Origin of the sequence: Nocardia aobensis NBRC 100429, assembly GCF_000308375.1 — a bacterium.
Taxonomy (GTDB): Bacteria; Actinomycetota; Actinomycetes; order Mycobacteriales; family Mycobacteriaceae; genus Nocardia; species Nocardia aobensis.
The window spans coordinates 54,260-72,056 of the sequence record NZ_BAFQ01000094.1; the positions used below are offsets into that span (position 1 = coordinate 54,260).

Below are 17,797 nucleotides of genomic sequence, written 5' to 3' on the forward strand. Positions count from 1 at the left end.
GAGCGGTCCTCCTGAGGTGCCATCGGTTCGAATGGTGAGTCCCTGCGAACTCACGGCGCCGACGCTACGACTTGGAGTGCGCTCCAAGTCAACCCGTCAGCGGGAACCGTCGTCGTCGAGCCGCGCGACCAGCACGGCCAGTGCGTCGCCCAGGGTGCGCCGCTGCTGCGCATCGATATCGTCGAGGGCGGCGGCGAAGCGCTGGATGCGGGCCGACGTGAGGCCGTTGACCAGAGATTTCGCCTGTTCGGTGACGGTCAGCAACTGAGCTCTGCCGTCGGCCGGGTCGGCGGTGCGTTCGAGATAACCGTACTTCTCCAGGCCCGATACGATGCGCGACATCGTGGGGGCGGTGACGTGTTCGGCGGCGGCCAGATCACCCAGGCGCATCGGGCCGCTGCGGACCAGGGTGCCCAGCGCCGCCGCCGAACCGGGACTCAACGAACCCAGGTCACCGGAACGCCGCAGCAGGCGAGTGATCCGGCCGAGCGCGAAGTACAGATCCGCCGCCTCGGCAAGCTCCTCCGCGCTGCGTGCGCGCTCCTGCTGGATCATGGGCGTTGTCGCTCCTACGCGTGTGCTGGGACCGTCGGCAGCCGCACCGTCGGCGATATCCGATTCAGTAAGTATGCCCTGCCCGTCTATCGGGAAGAGTTCGGCCTGCTCATCGGCGCCGCGTCGGTGTCCGCTGCTGAGATTGTCGGCAACGGCCCGGTGGGATGGTCCGTCACCGGACGGAAGGCTCGATCGCCCACCCGAGCCGGGTCGACCATATGCGCCACGAACAGGCGCGCGGCCGGCGTCGGTGTGCCGGTCGTCACCGCATGCCACGGCCGGTCCAGTGGCGTGCCCTCGACCGGGACGACGACCAGATTGCCCTGTGCCACATCGGCTTCCACCGCGTCGCTGTGGATCAGCGTGATTCCCAGCCCCTCTCGCGCGGCGGCGAGGACGGCGCCGTGGGTGCCGAGGGTGAGGGCGGGCGGGCGGATCTGCAGCCGGTCGAGCAGTGCCAGCGTGGTGTCGCGAGTGCCCGAGCCGGGACCGCGCAACAACCAGGTGGTAGTGCGCGGATCGTGGGACCGTCCCGGCGCCCCCACGACGACCAGGCGGCTGGGCCGGCGCGCCCGCACCACCAGCCCGGTGTCGCGCGGGGGGCGGCCGGCGATCACGAGATCGGTTTCGTGGTGCTGTAATTCGATGAACAGCAGATCGCGCGGATGGATCGAGAGCCCCAGCTCGATCTCGGGATACCGGTCGCGGAACGAGACCAGCAGCCGCAGCAGTACGTATTCCCCGGCGGTCGCCACCACGCCGATCCGCAACCGGCCCGTTTCGGCGCGGCGGACCGCGGCATGCGCCTCTTTCATCAAACCCAGGATGCTGCGGCAGTATTCGGCATAGACCCGCCCTGCCTCGGTGAGTGCGATACCGCGTCCGGATTTCGCGATCAATTTCGCGCCGAGCTGCTTTTCGATATGCGCCACCGCCGCCGACGCGGCCGCCTCGGTGATGTGCAGTTGCGCAGCCGCGCGCCGAATGCTGTTGTGCCGAGCCACAACCAGAAACGTTTCCATTCGGACCGCACTCACCGTTCCCATCTACAGACGGTAGCAAACTCAACGATTCGGTTGAGCGAGACCGGAAACAATCGAATTGTCACCGCCGGGCGGTGCCCGCATCCTGAATCTGCGCACTCGCCGCACCGACCCGGGAGGTGTGGCGGACGAGAATCGCGCAGCGGCTCGCGACGCCGACCGGTTGCGGGTGTCCCGCAAGATACAGGAGGACCGATGACCGACGAATCCACTCGTGACCGCTGGGATCCGGGCGTGCACTCGTATGCGTCGATGGGTTATTACGACGCGGATTACCAACCGTGCGATACCGATGTGCTGGCGGTGTTCCGGGTGACGCCGCAACCGGGGGTGGACCCGATCGAGGCCGCCGCCGCGGTGGCCGGCGAATCCTCTACTGCCACATGGACCGTCGTGTGGACCGACCGGCTGACCGCGCACGACCGCTACCGCGCCAAGTGCTACCGGGTCGAGGAGGTGCCGGGGCGGCCGGGGGAGTATTTCGCCTATATCGCCTACGACCTGGACCTTTTCGAAGAGGGCTCGATCACCAATCTCACCTCCTCGGTGATCGGCAATGTCTTCGGTTTCAAACCGCTGCAGGCGTTGCGGCTCGAGGACATGCGTATTCCGGTGGCCTATGTCAAGACCTTTCAGGGCCCGCCGCACGGAATCGTTATGGAACGCGAGTATCTGAACAAGTACGGCCGGCCGTTGCTGGGTGCGACCGTGAAGCCGAAACTCGGTCTCTCGGCGCGCAACTACGGGCGGGTGGTGTACGAGGCGTGTAAAGGCGGCCTGGATTTCACCAAGGACGACGAGAACATCAACTCGCAACCGTTCATGCGATGGCGCGATCGCTATCTGTTCGCCATGGAGGGCGTGAATCGCGCGACCGCCGAAACGGGAGAATTGAAGGGTCATTATCTCAATATCACGGCCGCCACGATGGAGGATATGTACGAGCGCGCGGAGTTCGCGAAATCGCTCGGCGGCGTGATCGTGATGATGGACCTCACCGTCGGCTACACGGCGATGCAGTCGATGTCGAAGTGGGCGCGGCGCAACGGCATGCTGTTGCATCTGCACCGGGCCGGTCATTCGACCTTCACCCGCCAGAAGACCCACGGCGTCAGCTTCCGGGTGCTGGCCAAGTGGTGCCGGCTCATCGGTGTCGACCACCTGCACGCGGGCACCGTCATCGGCAAGCTCGAAGGTGACCCGCACACCGTCAAGGGTTTCTACGATACGTTGCGCGACAACCACATTCCCGCCAATCCGCGCAACGGGATCTTCTTCGACCAGGATTGGGCGAGCCTGCCCGGAGTGATGCCGGTGGCATCCGGCGGAATCCACGCGGGCCAGATGCATCAACTGCTGGATCTCTTCGGTGACGACGCGATCCTGCAGTTCGGCGGCGGCACCATCGGACATCCGATGGGTATCGCCGCGGGCGCCGAGGCCAATCGGGTCGCGCTGGAGGCGATGGTCAAGGCGCGCAACGAAGGCCGCGATCTGCTGAAGGAGGGGCCCGACGCGCTGCGTGCCGCGGCCCGGATCTGCCCGGCGCTCGATGTGGCGCTCGCGACCTGGGGTGATGTCACCTTCGACTACACCTCCACCGACGCCCCCGACGCCGTACCGACGGTCACCGCCTGACCGCCCGCCCCGACGACCTACAAGGAGACGCAATGCATCTGCGGCAAGGGACGTTCTCCCATCTGCCCGACCTGTCCGATACCGAAATCGGCGCTCAGATCCGCTACGCGCTGCTCAACAACTGGCCGGTCTCGATCGAATACACCGACGATCCGCATCCACGCAACGTCTACTGGGAGATGTGGGGGCTGCCGCTGTTCGACCTCGACGAACCCGACGGCGTGCTCGCCGAGGTGAACGCCTGCCGTTCGACGTTCCCGCACCACTACATCCGCGTCAACGCCTACGACGCGAGCTACGGCCGGCAGACGACCGCGCTGAGTTTCCTGGTGCAGCGGCCGGCCGACGAACCGGGCTTCCTGGTGGTGCGCACCGAGACCGAGGATCGACGGCAGCACTACGGCCTGCGGTCCTACGCCACCGATGTGCGCGCGGGCGCGCGCTACCGGGACTGACGCGATGGTGGACGGGAGGCAGGCGATGTCCGGCGGCACACAGGGCAGCGGATCGGGGTTCCGGATGTACCGGCCGGGAGCGGGCGGCGCCGCGGGTCCGGGTGCGAATCACACCGAAGCGCACGCGGATTCCGATCCGTCGGAGATCGCGCTGCCCGACGACGCGACGGTCGATCTGTCGACGGATCTGGCCGGCAAGAACGTCGAGGACACCCTGGCCCGGCTCGATGCGGAGCTGATCGGACTGGCCACGGTCAAGAAGCGGGTGCGCGAGATCGCGGCGCTGCTGCTGATCGACCGGGCCCGGCAGCGGTTCGGATTACAGGCCGACCGTCCCACCATGCATATGAGTTTCACCGGCGGCCCCGGCACCGGGAAGACGACGGTCGCGCTGCGGATGGCGGAGATGTTGCACGCCCTCGGCTACATCCGGAAACCGAAGGTGCACACGGTGACCCGCGATGACCTGGTCGGCCAGTTCATCGGCCACACCGCGCCCAAGACCAAGGAGGCGCTGGCCAAGGCCGCGGGCGGAGTGTTGTTCATCGACGAGGCGTACTACCTGTTCCGGCCCGAGAACGAGCGGGACTACGGACAGGAGGTGATCGAGATCCTGCTGCAGGAGATGGAGACCGAACGTTCCAGTCTGGTGGTGATCTTCGCCGGATATCCGGACCGGATGGAGACGTTCTTCTCCGCCAATCCCGGGTTGTCCTCGCGAGTGGCCCACCACATCGAATTCCCGGACTACACGCGCGAGGAACTGCTGGCCATCGCGGAAGTCATGGTGGCACAGCAGAATTTCCGTTTCGGCGACTCGGCGACGGCGGCCTTCGACGAATATCTGGCGGTGCGGATGGCGCGGCCGCGTTTCGCGAATGCGCGCAGTGTCCGCAATGCCGTGGACCGGTGCCGGCTGCGCCAGGCGAATCGCCTGGTGCAGGAGCATCGCCCGCTCGGCAAGGCCGATCTGATGACGCTGACGACCGAGGACATCTACGGCAGCAGCGTTTTCGGCGACCGCGTCGGCGCCGCGGAGGAGGCGCCGGCATGCCCGACGGAATGAAAACCCTCACCCGCTACACCATCGAACAGGAACATCGGCATCCCGGTTCCTCGGGAGAGTTCTCCGCACTGCTCAATGTGGTGTCCACCGCGGCGAAGATCATCGCCAATCAGGTGACTCGCGGCCGCATCGTGGGGGCGCTGGGTGAATCGGACGGCGCGGATCCACTGCTGAGCCTGCATCGGCGCATGGACGCCATCGCCAACGACATCATGGTGGAGCAATCCGAATCCAGCGGGCCGCTGTCGGCACTGCTGTCGGAGCAGATGAACGGATTTCATCCGGTGGCGGGGGAGGTGCGGCGTGGCAAATACATGCTGGCCTTCGATCCGCTGGACGGCTCCTCGAATATCGATGTGAATCTGCCCGTCGGCACGATATTCAGTGTGTTGCGCGCACCGGAGGACGGGCGGGCGCCGCAGGCGGCGGATTTCCTGCAGCCGGGAGTACGGCAGGTCTGTGCGGGATTCACGCTCTACGGCCCGGCGACGATGCTGGTCCTCACCACCGGCAGCGGGGTCGACGGATTCACCCTCGACCGGGAGATCGGCGCGTTCGTCCTCACCCACCCCCGCATGCGCATTCCCGAGGACACCTCGGGATTCGCGATCAATGCCGCCAACGAGCGGTTCTGGCAGCGCCCGGTGCGGCGGTATGTGCACGAATGTCTCGACGGGGTGGACGGGCCGCGCTCGCGCGATTTCAATATGCGCTGGGTGGCGTCACTGGTCGCCGACGCCTTTCACATCCTCACCCGCGGCGGGGTCTATCTGTATCCCTACGACACCCGTGATCCCGGCCGGCCGGGCCGGGTGTCGCTGCTGTACGGCGCCAATCCCATCGCCTTCGTGATCGAACAGGCCGGCGGCGCCGCGACCACCGGCCACGAACGGGTGCTCGAGGTGGTTCCCGAGCATCCGCATCAGCAGATCCCGCTGGTTTTCGGATCGCGCAACGAGGTGCGCCGGATCGAGCGCTATCACCGTGAACCCGATGCCGGGCCGCCGTTCGACGCGTCGTTGTTCGGTACCCGCACCCTGTTCCGACCGGCGCGCCATTGAACGCCGGCTGATCGAATCGAGATGTCATGTCGCGCAAACATCCCGTGGTCGCCATCACCGGTTCCTCCGGCGCCGGAACGACCAGCGTCACCCGTACTTTCCAGGAAATCTTCCGGCGGGAGGGCATCAACGCCGCGATCGTGGAGGGGGATTCGTTCCACCGCTACGATCGCGGCGGCATGCAGGTGGCGATGGCCGAAGCCGAAGCCGATCTGAATCTGCATTTCTCACACTTCGGCCCGGAGGCCAATCTGCTCACCGAACTGGAGAGCCTGTTCCGCGATTACGGGCAATCCGGGGTCGGGCTGGTGCGCAAATATCTGCACGACGAGACCGAGGCCAAACCCTACGGACTGGAACCGGGCACCTTCACGCCGTGGGAGGAACTCGCCCCCGGCAGCGACCTGCTGTTCTACGAGGGGCTGCACGGCGCCGCGGTCACCGGCACGGTCGATGTGGCGCGCTATGCGGATCTGCTGGTGGGCGTGGTGCCGATCGTGAATCTGGAATGGATTCAGAAGGTCATCCGCGACAAGACCGAGCGCGGCTATTCCAGCGAAGCGGTGATCGATACGATCCTGCGGCGCATGCCCGACTACGTGAAGTACATCTGCCCGCAGTTCTCGCGCACCTACGTCAATTTCCAGCGGGTGCCGACGGTGGATACCTCTAATCCGTTCACCGCCCGCAGCATCCCGACCGCCGACGAAAGTTTCGTCGTGATCCGCTTCGCCGATCCGAAGGTGATCGATTTCCCGTATCTGCTGTCGATGCTGCACGATTCGTTCATGTCGCGTCCGAACTGCATCGTGGTGCCGGGCGGCAAGATGGATCTGGCGATGCAGCTGATCTTCACACCGCTCATTCTGCGGTTGATGGACAAACGGCCCGGCCCGCGCGCATAACCCGCCCCGAGAACGGGTGTTTCGACGCTCGCGCACGGCGATGTCGCGGAGTTGAATCGACGCTATGTGGTCGATGAATGTGAGCGCCACGTGGGCCGCGGCGCGCCGGAATGCACCTGATGCCGGATCCGGGCCGCTCCGGCAGGTGCTCGAGGAATTCGCCGATATCGAAATCGTGGACCGATCGATGACGCTGGCGGCCAAGATCTTCACCTGCGTACTGCCCGTGATCATCGCCGGGTCCGTGTTCTCCCAGCTCGATCTGGCGACCCGCGCCATCGACGATCAGCTCGGGTTGAACCGGACGACGTTCCGGTCCGCCTTCGGAGTCGTCGCGTCGACCGATCCGACATTCGCGGCGTTCGGGGTCGTCGGACTGCTGATGGTCGTGATCAGTGGCGCCTCGTTCGCCAAAACACTCGCGCGGATCTACGGCAAGCTCTGGGACGTGCCGGCGATCGGCCTGCGCGACGCATGGCGCTGGCCGGTGGTTCTGCTCGTCGTCGCATTCTCGGCCGCGACGATCGGGGCCGTGCGCGAACTGGCCGGGCTCCGCTATTTCGGACTGCCGCTCACCCTGGCCGGCGAGTTGCTGGTGTGGATGATCGTATGGACCCTGTGCGCGTACTTGCTCACGATGGGCACGCTGCGCGGGCGGGCACTGTGGGTGACCGGAGCGCTGACGGCTGTCGGATTGACCTCGGTCCGGGCCGGAGGACGCCTGGTGCTGCCGAAGATCACCGCCTCCGCGCAGGCGAAGTTCGGGCTGCTCGGCCCGGTGTTCACCGCGATCAGTTGGCTTTTCGTGCTGTCGGTCGTGGTGGTCGGGGCGGCGACGATCGCCAAGGTGCTGGTTCCCGGCCCGGCGCCCACCGCGGCGGAGGGCGCCGAACGGTGACGGGTGATCCCCGCCCGCCTCTGCGTTACTTCACGGTGACCGAGATCGTCGCCTGGTCGATCTGCACGTTGGACTCGATCGGATTGCCCTCCGCGTGGACGGTGATGCGCGCCTTGTCGATCCCCTCGTCCTGCAGCGCCGTTGCGACGTTGTTGCCCCGTGCCTCGGCGAGCGAGTCGGCCGCCCCGGAATTCGAGTCGACGGCGTAGGTTTCGATCTTGACCGCTGTGTCGTTGCCCTTGAGCGGGAGCGCCACCGCCTTGATGGTGGCGACATCGGCCGGGCTCAGATCGGAGCTGTTCTTGTCGAAGGTGATCGGCGCCGCCGACAGCACACTGTTGATCGCGTTCTGCACGGCCTGCTGCGCGGAGTTGAGGGCCGAACCCACCACCGACGACGCCGTGGTGGCGAGACTGCTTCGCATATCGGTGTGCTCGCCACCGTGCGCCGTGGTCGTCGTGACCACGGCCGGACCACTGTTGTTGTCCGAGGAACATGCGGCGATCGGAATCAGCGCTGCCGCACCGGTCGCCAGCACCGCTACCGCCTTGACGAGTTTCATGCTGCTTCTCCTGATCTCCGTCCGGATGGGCCCGGTGGTCACGACGCGAGAATGCGCGCCTTCTCCGATTCGAACTCCTGCTCGGTGAGCACCCCCTGAGCTTTCAACTCGCCCAACTGTTTCAGTGCCGCGATGCGGTCGGTTCCCCCGCCGGCCGGGGCGGGCGGCGGCGGTTGCTGCTCGTACTGGTATTCCTCCTGCGCGGCCCAGCGCTGGCCCTGGCGTCGTGAGACGCGATTGGATACGGCCGTGGCCGTTCCGGCGACCACCGCGGTACGGGCGACGCCCCGTAGTAACCCGGGCATGGTGCTTCTCCTTAGGTGTCGGCCTCGAGGCTGTCGAGGGTCGAGAGGATGGCTTGAACCGGAATGCGACCCGATGCGACGAGTTCGGCGCCGTTGCGCCGCAGCGCGACCGCCAGCGGGGCCGCCCACGTGTTCTCGTAGAGGAGGACGGCGGCGGAATGGCCGGGCTCCAAGGCGCCCCCGGCCTCGCGCAGATCCCCCTCGTCGAGCAGCCCGGTCGCCGCCTCGGCGAACAGTGTCACATCCAGGTCGCCGGTCAAGCCGACATCGGCGATGTCGATCCCGCTCAGTGATCCGTCCGCATCCTTGTGCACGAAGGCCAGATCCAGGACCCGGATGATGCCGCGGTCCACCAGATCCCGCAGCATCGGCAACGCCGAGCCGTCCGGTTGGCGGTCGGCGGGGAATTCGATCACGAGATAGTCGATCGGTCCCATCTCGTCGATATCGGCAGCACTGTTCACCGGACACCCCTTTTCTCCGACGCCTGACCCAACGACAGGAACCCATCGACACGAACATCCACCGCAACCCAGGCCCGGGCGGGTCGGCGACAGCGCGAACGCGGCCGACGAGACGACCTGACACCTTATGATTCGGTGCCGCCGGTCCCGCAGATATCACCGCCGCCGTACCGGAGTGAATCGCCCGGCGCTCCGGATCGAGCCGACCGGTCTCGCCACCGCTCTCCGCACAAGATGATTGCTGAATTTTCGCCAGAGCGGTCCGCAAGATTCTCGGCGCAGCGCACAATGAGAAACGACCGCGCCTCATGTACACCGGCCTCCAGGATCCGGCCGGATGCGTCGCCAGATGGGTCCGCCACCTCCGGGAGTGCCGATGAACCCCTACCCGCCCATCGCCGAGCACGGCATTGTCGGCGATCTCCAAACCGCGGCGTTGGTGTCGTCGGCCGGAACGGTGGATTGGTGGTGCACACCGCGATTCGATTCCCCGAGCGTTTTCGGGTCGCTGCTGGACCACGAACGGGGCGGGTACTGCCGTGTCGCGGCCGATTTGCCAGAGGGTTCGGTGACCATCCGCCAGTTGTATCTGCCGGATACCGCGGTGCTGGTCACTCGTTTCATGGCACCGGACGGAGTCGGGGAGGTCGCCGACTTCATGCCGCCGATCGACGACGACGCGCCTACCGATCGGCATCGCCTGGTTCGCATCGTGCGTGTGGTGCGCGGCAGTCTGCCGTTCACGCTCGCCTGCCGGCCACGTTTCGACTACGGCCGCGCCGAGCACACGACGGTGGCGCACGACAACGAATGGATTATGTTCGAGGGTCCGAAAACCACCCTGCATCTGCAGGCGTCCGATCCGGTCGTATTGAGCGTAGCCGACGGCGACGCGATCGGTCACTTCACTCTGGACGAGGGGGAGACGGCCGTCATCGTGCTGACCACGACCGCGGCGGGCGGGGAGTTCCCGGCGCCACCGCAGCGCGGCGCGGTCGCGGCCGATTTCGCGGACTGCCGGGAATGGTGGCAGGGGTGGCTGCGGAACTCGACCTATCGCGGCCGCTGGCGCGATATGGTCAACCGCTCCGCGATCACGTTGAAACTGCTCACCTACCTACCGACGGGCGCTCCCATCGCGGCGGCCACCATGGGCCTTCCCGAACAAGTCGGCGGGGAACGTAATTGGGACTATCGCTACACGTGGTTGCGCGACGGTTCCCTGTCGGTCCGGGCGCTGCTGGATCTGGGGTTCACCGCCGAGGCCTACGCGTTTCGCCGCTGGCTGCGTGAGCGGCTGCCGGGCAGCACCCCCTCGGGTGAGCCGTTGCAGATCATGTATCGCATCGACGGTGACCCGCGACTGGACGAGGAGATCCTCGACCACTGGGAGGGATATCGCGGATCGGCGCCGGTGCGGGTCGGCAACGCCGCCGCGGATCAGTTGCAACTCGACATCTACGGCGAGGTCGCCGATGCGCTGGCACAGACCTCCGATATCGGCGGTATCTCGGGGTGGCGGGTGTTCGCCGAGTTGCTGGACTGGCTGGTCGACAAGTGGGATCGGCCCGACGAAGGCGTGTGGGAAACCCGCGGTGGCCAACAGGATTTCACCTACAGCAGGTTGATGACGTGGGTCGCGTTCGATCGCGGCATTCGCCTCGCGACCGACCATGCCCGGCCGGCCGACCTACAGCGTTGGACCGATGCGCGCGACGCGGTGTTCGCCCAGATCCTGGAACGTGGCTGGAGTGAGGACCGCCGCGCATTCGTCCAGCACTTCCGCACCGACGTCTTGGATGCCGCTTTGCTGCTGATGCCGCGCATGGGCTTTCTGTCCCCCCGCGACCCGGACTGGCTGAGCACACTCGACGCGATGGACGAGGAACTGGTCAGCGACAGCCTGGTCTATCGATACGATCCCGCCGCATCGCCGGACGGATTGCGCGGCTCCGAGGGCACCTTCAATCTGTGCAGCTTCCTCTACGTCGAGGCGCTGGCACGGGCGGGGCGAGTTCACCACGCCCGCTACGCGTTCGACAAGATGCTGACCTATGCCAACCACGTGGGGCTGTTCGCCGAGGAGATCGGTCCTTCGGGTGAGCAGCTGGGCAACTTCCCGCAGGCGTTCACGCATCTGGCCCTGGTGGCGGCGGCGATGGCACTCGACGACGAGCTCGATCGCCTCGAGTCCGGAAAGCCCTCGTGATGAGCGAGTCTCGTGCTCCGGCCCGCCCGCGCGGCGTGCTGGTGCCGCTGGCGCTGGCGCAGTTCATCTGCAGTTTCGCCGGTACGAATATGGCGGTGATGATCACCGACATCAGCACCGATCTGGACGCCGACGTGGCCGGGGTGCAACTGGTCATCACCCTGTTCCTGCTGATCATGGCGGCGTTGATGATTCCGGGCGGCAAACTCACCGACCGCTACGGCCGCAAACGCTGTTTCGTCGTGGGGCTTTCGGTCTACGGGCTCGGCGCGATACTCAGCGCGCTCGCACCGGGACTGGGCGTGCTGGCCCTGGGCAACTCCGTGCTGGAGGGCGTGGGTACCGCGCTGCTGATTCCGCCGGTCTACATCCTGACCACGCTGCTGTTCACCGACACTACTTCGCGCGCACGGGCTTTCGGCGTCGTGATGGCGATGGGCGGGATCGGTGCGGCCGCCGGACCGCTGCTCGGCGGACTGATCGCCTCCGGGCTGGGCTGGCGGGCGGCGTTCGCCTTTCAGGCGTTGGTGGTGGCGGCCATCCTGCTCTCCACGCGCCGGGTCCGTGACCCGCTTCCGCCCGATCCGCACCGCACCCTGGATCTGACCGGAAGCGTGCTCTCGGCGACCGGTCTCGTGCTGCTCGTGCTCGGAATTCTGGCCGCCGACAACGATATACGGTGGTGTGTGGTGCTGATCGTGCTGGCGGTGGTGGTGCTCGCCGGGTTCTTCCGGCACGTGCGCGCCACCGAACGAGCCGGCGGCGAACCTCTGGTGTCGCTGAGTCTGTTCCGCAGCCGCATCTCGAATTTCGGCTTGGCCACCCAATTGTTGCAATGGCTGATCCTGATGGGGACCTCGTTCGTGGTCTCGGCGTATCTGCAGGTGGTGCGCGGCTACGATCCGATCCGCACCGGCGTGATCTTCACGGCCGCCACCGCCGGACTGCTGGTGTCGTCGCTGACGGCCGCCCGGCTGGCCCGGCTGTTCACCCAGCGAACCCTCATCATGGCCGGCTTCGTCGTCGTGGTCGCCGGCATCGTGGTACTCATCGCCCTGGCCGGGCGCACGCTGAACCCGTGGGCGTTCGCGCCCGGACTGCTGCTGATCGGACTGGGACTCGGCTCCATGCTGACTCCGTCGGTGAACGTCGTGCAGTCGGCGTTCAGCGAGGAGCGCCAAGGCGAGATCTCGGGACTGTCGCGGTGTGTGTCCAATCTCGGATCGTCGCTGGGCACCGCTATCGCCGGCACCATCCTCGTCGCCGGACTCAGCAGCCATGCCTACGCGGTCGCGATGCTCGCGCTCGGCGTGGCCGGTGTGATCGGACTGTTCGCGGCCGCCGGACTACCGCATCGTTCGCCGATCGCGCAGCCCTAACCCGCTACTCCGAGGAGGAATGGCGCTGCACCCAGCTGAGGTCGGCGCGCCAGGTGTAGGCGGCCACGATGGCGGAGGCGATGACGGCGGTGTAGAGCATGTCGCCGCCCTCGACGACCAAGGAGACCAGGCCGCCGATCAGGGCGCCGGCGGCGAACGACAGCCATTGCACCGCGTATCCCAGCCATTCGCGATGGGTGCCGCCGGCCATATGCCGTTCCACGCCCTGCGCGAATTTCACCAGGGTTCCGGTGACGTATGTGACCGGGATGGATACCTCACCCTTCTTGACGAAGGAGGTGTTGAGCGAACCCATCGCGAACGAGACGAGCAGGATCGGCACCAGGCCCAGATCGGCGTCGTGCCGATAGAGAATCGTGTCGAGGACGGCGGCGACGGTGAGAGCGGCGGTGGCGAGCATGGTCGCGCCGTGCGGGTGATTGCGCCACCAGTGCCGGCGACAGAGCGAGGCCACCAGCACGCCGGCGAGAAAGAACACGATCAGGGCGAAGGCGCCGGCCGCGAGGGTGTAGTCGCCGAGAAATCCGCCGATCACGGCGCGCTCGGTATTGCCGGTCATGAAGGTGACGAAGTAGCCCTCGGAGTGCGTGTAGGCGGCGGCGCCCACGAACCCGGCCAGGATGAGCAGGGCCGAGGCCAGGCGGGTCTCCAGCGTCCAGAACGGCTCGAGGGAGTCTTCGGATTTCGGAGTCACCGCAACAGACTAGCAATACATGCATGGGTATGCATGTATTGGCCTTGTGGTGTGCGAGCGGTCACCGCCGGGGACGGGGGTTGTCGGTGACGAGCCGTAAGGTGAGCGCGCGGATCGGCGGGTGTCCGGATACGGGAGGTGCGGTGGAGGTCACATGGGGTCAGGTGTTCGCGTGGCGCCTGCGCAGGGGATTCGTCGAAGGGCGGGACGGCGGCAGCGCGGTGGCGGTGACGCGGCGACTGGCCGGCGTGCAGGCGCAGGTGACATCCGCGGCGGAGACCGCGGTGGCGGTGCGGCGCGGAGGAGCGCCGGATGAACTGGTCCGCGCGCTCGACGCCGGTGAACTGATGAAGACGTGGGCGATGCGCGGAACATTGCATGCGATGACGCCCGATACCGCGGCCGCCGCACTGGCCCTGATCGCGTCGGCGCGGACGTGGGAGAAGCCGGCGTGGCAACGCAATTTCGGCGCCGATCCCGGCGAAGTGAAGGCGCTGACCGACGCGGTGGCTGAACTGCTCGACGGCGGTGCCGTGCTGAGCCGGGCGGAACTGGTGGACGAACTACTGCGTGAGCGCCGCTTCGCCACCATGGGCGAGCAATTGCGCTCGGGCTGGGGTGCGCTGTTGAAACCGCTGGCCTGGCAGGGAGTGCTGTGCCACGGCCCCGCCCGCGGATCATCGGTGACCTTCACCGCTCCCGCGCGTGCGGTGACCGGATGGACCGGCCTGCCGCCGGCCGATGTGGCGGCCGCACACCTGATCCGCGCCTATCTCGGCGTCTACGGCCCGGGCACACCGGAGGCGTTCAATGCCTGGCTCCTGCGCGGAGCCTTGCGCAAAACCACTGTCCGCCAATGGTTCTCCGAGCTGGGGGCCGAACTCACCGAAGTCGATGTCGAGGGCCGCCGCACCTGGATCCGCACCGAGGACGCCGACGAGCTGGCCGCCACCGATCCCACCGACACCGTCCGCCTGCTCGGTCCCTTCGATCAATACGTTCTCGGCCCCGGCACCACCGATCCGATCCTGCTGCCCCCGGCCCATCGCACCGAGGTCAGCCGGACCGCCGGCTGGATCTCGCCCTTGGTCCTCGTCGGCGGCCGGATCGCCGGGACGTGGGAAACCGTCGACGGCACCCTCACGGTCAGCATGTTCGACGGCGAGCGCGTCGACCCGGAGCGGCTCCGAGCCGAAGCCGTCCACCTCGCCCGCGCCACCGGGCGAGACCATCTCGACGTCGGCTGAGACCGCCGCGAGTGCGCGCCGAGGCCGGGTCGCTGCATAAGACTCGGTTGCGCTTGCCGCCACAGCCGATTCAGCTCGCGATGTCTCCCGTTGATCGAACGGATTCACCGAGCGCCGCCAGGGTTGCGGCGCGGCCCAGGTCCAGAGCGCGCAACAGCACCGTGGAATCCCGGGCCACCCGGCCGATCGTGGGTGCGCCCAGCGGCGGGCGGATCTGCAGAATCGACGGGTCGCTCGCCATGCGGTGTTCGTCGGCGGCGAACTGCGCCGCACGGGCGAACCAGCTCTCGGCCACCGTCGGGCCCGAGGCGCCGAGTACCCGTGCCACCACGCGCCGTTCGAAATCCGAAGGAATGCTGGGCTTTTCATCGACCCGCCGGGTGCGCAACACCACGATGTGGGTGGCGCCCTGGGCGCGGGCGGTGGTGACCGGTACCGATTCGGACAGCCCGGCATCGACATAGCGCCCGGCGCCCACCGCCACCGGACGTCCGGCCAGCACCGGCATGCAGGTGCTGGCGCGCAGCGCACGCTGCAGGGACGGGATATCGCTGATGTGCGGGCGCAGATCGACAGCGCTGCCGTCGGCGATATCGGTGCCGATCGGGTGGAAGGTGACCGAATTGCCGAGGATCGCGGCGAAATCCATCGGCACGATCCGCTCGTAGACGGTGTGCACCAGATATCGGGTGTCCACGACCAGACCACCGCGCAGCGCCCGGGCCGGTGAGATCACCCGTCGCACCACATCCGAATGCCAGGCCCGCCGTGCCCGCGCCGCCCGCCCGCACAGCAGCCACGCGCCGTTCAGCGCGCCGGCCGAGGCGCCGTAGACGGCGTCGAAACAGCGCAGCACGCCGAGTTCTTCCAGGCCGGTGACCATGCCGTGCGAATAGACCCCGCGTGCCGAGCCGCCCTCGATGACCAGCGCCAGCCGGAAACCGTCGCCATGCTCACCGGCGATGCTGCCGCTGTGGAAGCGTTGCGCGATCAGCTCCACCGGGCTCATCGGCCGCGTACTGTCCGGCATCGCACCACACCTTCCGATCACTGCGTTCAGCTCTGTCTATCACGCCTCGCCGGACGCCTCGCCCGAGACTCGGGCGGTCGGGGAGCGCCCGGGTAGGCTGCGCGGATGCGGATCGAATCGTCGCGGCGCCTCATCGACACCGTGGCCTGGGTGCTGATCGAGGACGGACGGATCCTGTGCGCCCGACCGGATGGCAAGGACGAGTTCTATATTCCCGGCGGTAAGCGCGAGGGCGAGGAGACCGATCGGCAGACGCTGATTCGGGAGATCTCCGAAGAGCTCACCGTGGTGCTGATTCCGGAATCGATCGCCCACGTCGGCACCTACGAGGCCGAATTGCCCGGCGCCACCGAGGTTTCGGTGCGCATGAGCTGCTACACCGCCGACTACGCCGGAACGATCGAACCCAGTAGCGAAATCGCCGAGATCGCCTGGTTCAGCTATGCCGACCGGGCCGCGGTGCCGCCCGTCGACCAGGTGCTCTTCGATGATCTGGTGGCGCGCGGACTGCTGCCGGCGCACTGACCTCCGGGCTCGGGCGAATCAGTCGGGGAGCAGCGGCACCGACAGACCTTCACCGCGCCCGAGCAGTGCGGCCCGGGTGACGGTTCCGGCGCCGAAGCGGTCGCGCACCGCATCCAGCGCCGCGTCCAGTGTGGTGTCCGGGCCGGCGTCCAACGGCAGCATCAGCTGTCTCGGGTCCGTATTCTGCAGGTTCGTCAGGGCGAGGCCGATGAGGGTGATGCCGCGTTCCTCGATCAGTGGGCGGGCGGCGGCGAGCAGGGTGCGGGCGGCCTGCAGGATCGTCGCACCGTCGTCGGTGGCGGTGGGCAGAGTGTGCGACCGGGTCGCGCGCCCGAAATCGGCGAAGCGTAAGCGCAGTACCACCGTTCGGCAGATCCGTCCCGCGGCCCGCAAGCGGTGCCCGAGCCGATCCGCCAGGCCGTGCAGGTAGGCCTCGATCTCGGCATCGGTGCGGGGCCGGTTACCCAACGCGCGTTGCGCACCGATCGAGCGGCGGCGGCGACCGGTGTCGACCCGGCGCGGATCGCGGGCCCAGGCCAGGGCGTGCAGATGCCGTCCGGCGGCGCGACCGAGCAGGCCGCACAACTCCATCGGATCGGTGTCGGCCAATTCCCCGATCCGGGTGATGCCGTGTTCGTGCAATGTCCGCGCCGTCACCTCGCCCACGCCCCAGAGCCGTTCGACCGGCAGTGGATGCAGGAAGTCGAGTTCGGCGTCGGGCTGCACCAGCAGCAGGCCGTCGGGTTTGCAGACCGCACTGGCTACCTTGGCGAGGAATTTGCTCCGCGCCACGCCGACCGAGATGGGCAGTCCGACCTCGGCGCGCACCCGAGCCCGCAATCCGGCCGCGATGTCGATCGGCGCGCCCGAAATGCGGTGCAGCCCACCGACATCGAGAAAGGCCTCGTCGATGGAGATTCCCTCCACCTCCGGAGTGGTGTCGTGGAAGATCGCGAATACGTCCCGGCTCGCCTGCGCATAGGCCGACATTCTCGGCGGCACCACGACCGCGTGCGGACACAACCGCAACGCTTGCCGCGCGTTCATCGGCGTCCGCACCCCGTACGCCTTGGCCTCGTAACTCGCCGCCAGCACCACCCCACCCCCGACGATCACCGGTTTGCCCCGCAACTCCCGCGCGTCCCGCTGCTCGACCGACGCATAGAACGAATCCAGATCCGCATGCAGAATCGCCGCCCGCCCCCGCCTTTCCGCTGCCGCCGCCCCCTCATCCGATTCGAACACATGTGCGATCTTACCGCGTCGGGCGATCGCGGTGATGCCGGTCAGTCGGCGTGGTCGCCGGATCCGGCCAGCGCGGCGTAGAGCCAGTTGTGGGCTTGTCCGACCGTGACACGGCTGCCGAGGAAAACGATGACGAATCGATCGAGTTCGCTGCCGCGGTGCCGGACTTACGCAGGAAGAAATCGTCGCCGGCATCGCGGAGATCATCGAGGAGGTGACCGGCATCGATCCCGCGGACGTGACCCTCGAGAAGTCGTTCGTCGACGAGCTGGAGATCGACTCGCTGTCGCTGGTCGAGATCGCCGTCCAGCTCGAGGACAAGTACGAGGTGAAGATTCCCGACGAAGACCTGGCGAGCCTGCGCACCGTCGGTGATGCGGTCGTCTACGTCCAGAAGATGGAGGCCGAGCAGCCGCAGCTCGCGGCAGAAATGGAAGCAAAATTCAAGGAAGACTCGGCGGATTGAGCTGCGGTGGAAAGTTTCGAAAAAAGATC

General features: G+C 67.1%; 19 protein-coding genes. 11 read left to right on the forward strand and 8 right to left on the reverse strand.

The genetic code is table 11. The features are described from left to right. Positions 1–96: 96 nt before the first annotated feature. A complete protein-coding gene (locus tag RJ03_RS11990; protein ID WP_036501263.1) occupies positions 97–555 on the reverse strand; it encodes a MarR family winged helix-turn-helix transcriptional regulator in 459 nt (152 codons plus the stop codon). An 86-nt stretch (positions 556–641) separates the two neighbouring features. Continuing rightward, positions 642–1,601, reverse strand: coding sequence for a LysR family transcriptional regulator (locus tag RJ03_RS11995; RefSeq protein WP_245552254.1), 960 nt, complete (start codon positions 1,599–1,601; stop codon positions 642–644). A gap of 192 nt (positions 1,602–1,793) precedes the next feature. Between RJ03_RS11995 and RJ03_RS12000 the strand changes: the two genes are divergently transcribed. The 6 genes from RJ03_RS12000 (at position 1,794) to RJ03_RS12025 (ending at position 7,621) form a co-directional block, all read left to right on the forward strand. Continuing rightward, positions 1,794–3,236 (forward strand): form I ribulose bisphosphate carboxylase large subunit, encoded by a 1,443-nt coding sequence (locus RJ03_RS12000; protein WP_036501264.1) that lies wholly within the window; start codon positions 1,794–1,796, stop codon positions 3,234–3,236. A 32-nt stretch (positions 3,237–3,268) separates the two neighbouring features. Then, positions 3,269–3,691: a ribulose bisphosphate carboxylase small subunit gene (locus tag RJ03_RS12005; RefSeq protein WP_036501265.1), complete on the forward strand. Its 423-nt coding sequence runs from the start codon at positions 3,269–3,271 to the stop codon at positions 3,689–3,691. 25 nt (positions 3,692–3,716) lie between these two features. Further along, complete coding sequence (locus RJ03_RS12010) at positions 3,717–4,757, forward strand: AAA family ATPase (RefSeq protein ID WP_083870766.1); 1,041 nt, start codon at positions 3,717–3,719, stop codon at positions 4,755–4,757. Next, positions 4,742–5,818: a class 1 fructose-bisphosphatase gene (locus RJ03_RS12015; RefSeq protein ID WP_036501266.1), complete on the forward strand. Its 1,077-nt coding sequence runs from the start codon at positions 4,742–4,744 to the stop codon at positions 5,816–5,818. Before RJ03_RS12010 ends, RJ03_RS12015 begins: the two co-directional genes overlap by 16 nt. A gap of 26 nt (positions 5,819–5,844) precedes the next feature. Continuing rightward, the gene (locus RJ03_RS12020; RefSeq protein WP_036501267.1) at positions 5,845–6,723 is read left to right on the forward strand and encodes a phosphoribulokinase; all 879 of its coding nucleotides are present in this window, start codon (positions 5,845–5,847) and stop codon (positions 6,721–6,723) included. 79 nt (positions 6,724–6,802) lie between these two features. Further along, positions 6,803–7,621: a hypothetical protein gene (locus tag RJ03_RS12025; RefSeq protein WP_157121524.1), complete on the forward strand. Its 819-nt coding sequence runs from the start codon at positions 6,803–6,805 to the stop codon at positions 7,619–7,621. Between the two features lie 25 nt (positions 7,622–7,646). Here the strand turns inward: RJ03_RS12025 and RJ03_RS12030 are convergent, their stop codons facing one another. From RJ03_RS12030 to RJ03_RS12040, 3 genes are read right to left on the reverse strand one after another with little or no spacing between them, the layout of a single operon-like run. Next, positions 7,647–8,183: an OmpA family protein gene (locus RJ03_RS12030; protein WP_036501268.1), complete on the reverse strand. Its 537-nt coding sequence runs from the start codon at positions 8,181–8,183 to the stop codon at positions 7,647–7,649. A 38-nt stretch (positions 8,184–8,221) separates the two neighbouring features. Continuing rightward, the gene (locus RJ03_RS12035; protein ID WP_036501269.1) at positions 8,222–8,488 is read right to left on the reverse strand and encodes an SHOCT domain-containing protein; all 267 of its coding nucleotides are present in this window, start codon (positions 8,486–8,488) and stop codon (positions 8,222–8,224) included. Between the two features lie 11 nt (positions 8,489–8,499). Next, complete coding sequence (locus RJ03_RS12040; RefSeq protein ID WP_036501423.1) at positions 8,500–8,925, reverse strand: DUF6325 family protein; 426 nt, start codon at positions 8,923–8,925, stop codon at positions 8,500–8,502. A 403-nt stretch (positions 8,926–9,328) separates the two neighbouring features. Between RJ03_RS12040 and RJ03_RS12045 the strand changes: the two genes are divergently transcribed. Both RJ03_RS12045 and RJ03_RS12050 read left to right on the forward strand, forming a co-directional pair. Continuing rightward, entirely contained in the window at positions 9,329–11,161 is a 1,833-nt protein-coding gene (locus tag RJ03_RS12045) for a glycoside hydrolase family 15 protein (RefSeq protein WP_036501270.1), read from the forward strand. Next, positions 11,161–12,540, forward strand: a complete 1,380-nt coding sequence (locus RJ03_RS12050) for an MFS transporter (protein ID WP_036501271.1) — start codon at positions 11,161–11,163, stop codon at positions 12,538–12,540. The genes RJ03_RS12045 and RJ03_RS12050 overlap by 1 nt, the downstream gene beginning before the upstream one ends. Before the next feature lie 4 nt (positions 12,541–12,544). On the opposite strand, the gene RJ03_RS12055 is transcribed toward RJ03_RS12050, so the two are convergent. Beyond that, positions 12,545–13,255, reverse strand: coding sequence for a YoaK family protein (locus RJ03_RS12055; RefSeq protein WP_083870767.1), 711 nt, complete (start codon positions 13,253–13,255; stop codon positions 12,545–12,547). 143 nt (positions 13,256–13,398) lie between these two features. Between RJ03_RS12055 and RJ03_RS12060 the strand changes: the two genes are divergently transcribed. After that, positions 13,399–14,502 carry a winged helix DNA-binding domain-containing protein gene (locus RJ03_RS12060; protein WP_036501272.1) on the forward strand — a complete coding sequence of 368 codons (1,104 nt, stop codon included), beginning with the start codon at positions 13,399–13,401 and terminating at the stop codon, positions 14,500–14,502. A gap of 70 nt (positions 14,503–14,572) precedes the next feature. Here the strand turns inward: RJ03_RS12060 and RJ03_RS12065 are convergent, their stop codons facing one another. Then, a complete protein-coding gene (locus tag RJ03_RS12065; protein WP_218000951.1) occupies positions 14,573–15,532 on the reverse strand; it encodes a patatin-like phospholipase family protein in 960 nt (319 codons plus the stop codon). A 105-nt stretch (positions 15,533–15,637) separates the two neighbouring features. Between RJ03_RS12065 and RJ03_RS12070 the strand changes: the two genes are divergently transcribed. Then, positions 15,638–16,057, forward strand: coding sequence for an NUDIX hydrolase (locus tag RJ03_RS12070; protein ID WP_036501273.1), 420 nt, complete (start codon positions 15,638–15,640; stop codon positions 16,055–16,057). Between the two features lie 18 nt (positions 16,058–16,075). Here RJ03_RS12070 and dinB read toward each other — a convergent pair whose 3' ends face one another. Then, positions 16,076–17,302, reverse strand: coding sequence for a DNA polymerase IV (dinB, locus tag RJ03_RS12075; RefSeq protein ID WP_245552255.1), 1,227 nt, complete (start codon positions 17,300–17,302; stop codon positions 16,076–16,078). Positions 17,303–17,438: 136 nt separating this feature from the next. On the opposite strand from dinB, the gene acpM reads away from it, so the two are divergent. Next, a complete protein-coding gene (gene acpM, locus RJ03_RS12080) occupies positions 17,439–17,768 on the forward strand; it encodes a meromycolate extension acyl carrier protein AcpM (protein ID WP_036501274.1) in 330 nt (109 codons plus the stop codon). Positions 17,769–17,797 lie beyond the last annotated feature (29 nt).

What these genes read in the sequence shown, in the direction of transcription:
- RJ03_RS12015 (WP_036501266.1), top strand. Translation starts at nt 4,742, where the DNA reads ATGCCCGACGGAATGAAAACCCTCACCCGCTACACCATCGAACAGGAA.
- RJ03_RS12045 (WP_036501270.1), top strand. Translation starts at nt 9,329, where the DNA reads ATGAACCCCTACCCGCCCATCGCCGAGCACGGCATTGTCGGCGATCTC.
- RJ03_RS12000 (WP_036501264.1), top strand. Translation starts at nt 1,794, where the DNA reads ATGACCGACGAATCCACTCGTGACCGCTGGGATCCGGGCGTGCACTCG.
- RJ03_RS12065 (WP_218000951.1), bottom strand. Translation starts at nt 15,532, where the DNA reads ATGCCGGACAGTACGCGGCCGATGAGCCCGGTGGAGCTGATCGCGCAA.
- RJ03_RS12010 (WP_083870766.1), top strand. Translation starts at nt 3,717, where the DNA reads ATGTCCGGCGGCACACAGGGCAGCGGATCGGGGTTCCGGATGTACCGG.
- RJ03_RS11995 (WP_245552254.1), bottom strand. Translation starts at nt 1,601, where the DNA reads ATGGGAACGGTGAGTGCGGTCCGAATGGAAACGTTTCTGGTTGTGGCT.
- RJ03_RS12005 (WP_036501265.1), top strand. Translation starts at nt 3,269, where the DNA reads ATGCATCTGCGGCAAGGGACGTTCTCCCATCTGCCCGACCTGTCCGAT.
- RJ03_RS12040 (WP_036501423.1), bottom strand. Translation starts at nt 8,925, where the DNA reads ATGGGACCGATCGACTATCTCGTGATCGAATTCCCCGCCGACCGCCAA.
- RJ03_RS11990 (WP_036501263.1), bottom strand. Translation starts at nt 555, where the DNA reads ATGATCCAGCAGGAGCGCGCACGCAGCGCGGAGGAGCTTGCCGAGGCG.
- RJ03_RS12020 (WP_036501267.1), top strand. Translation starts at nt 5,845, where the DNA reads ATGTCGCGCAAACATCCCGTGGTCGCCATCACCGGTTCCTCCGGCGCC.
- RJ03_RS12030 (WP_036501268.1), bottom strand. Translation starts at nt 8,183, where the DNA reads ATGAAACTCGTCAAGGCGGTAGCGGTGCTGGCGACCGGTGCGGCAGCG.
- RJ03_RS12050 (WP_036501271.1), top strand. Translation starts at nt 11,161, where the DNA reads ATGAGCGAGTCTCGTGCTCCGGCCCGCCCGCGCGGCGTGCTGGTGCCG.
- RJ03_RS12035 (WP_036501269.1), bottom strand. Translation starts at nt 8,488, where the DNA reads ATGCCCGGGTTACTACGGGGCGTCGCCCGTACCGCGGTGGTCGCCGGA.
- RJ03_RS12070 (WP_036501273.1), top strand. Translation starts at nt 15,638, where the DNA reads ATGCGGATCGAATCGTCGCGGCGCCTCATCGACACCGTGGCCTGGGTG.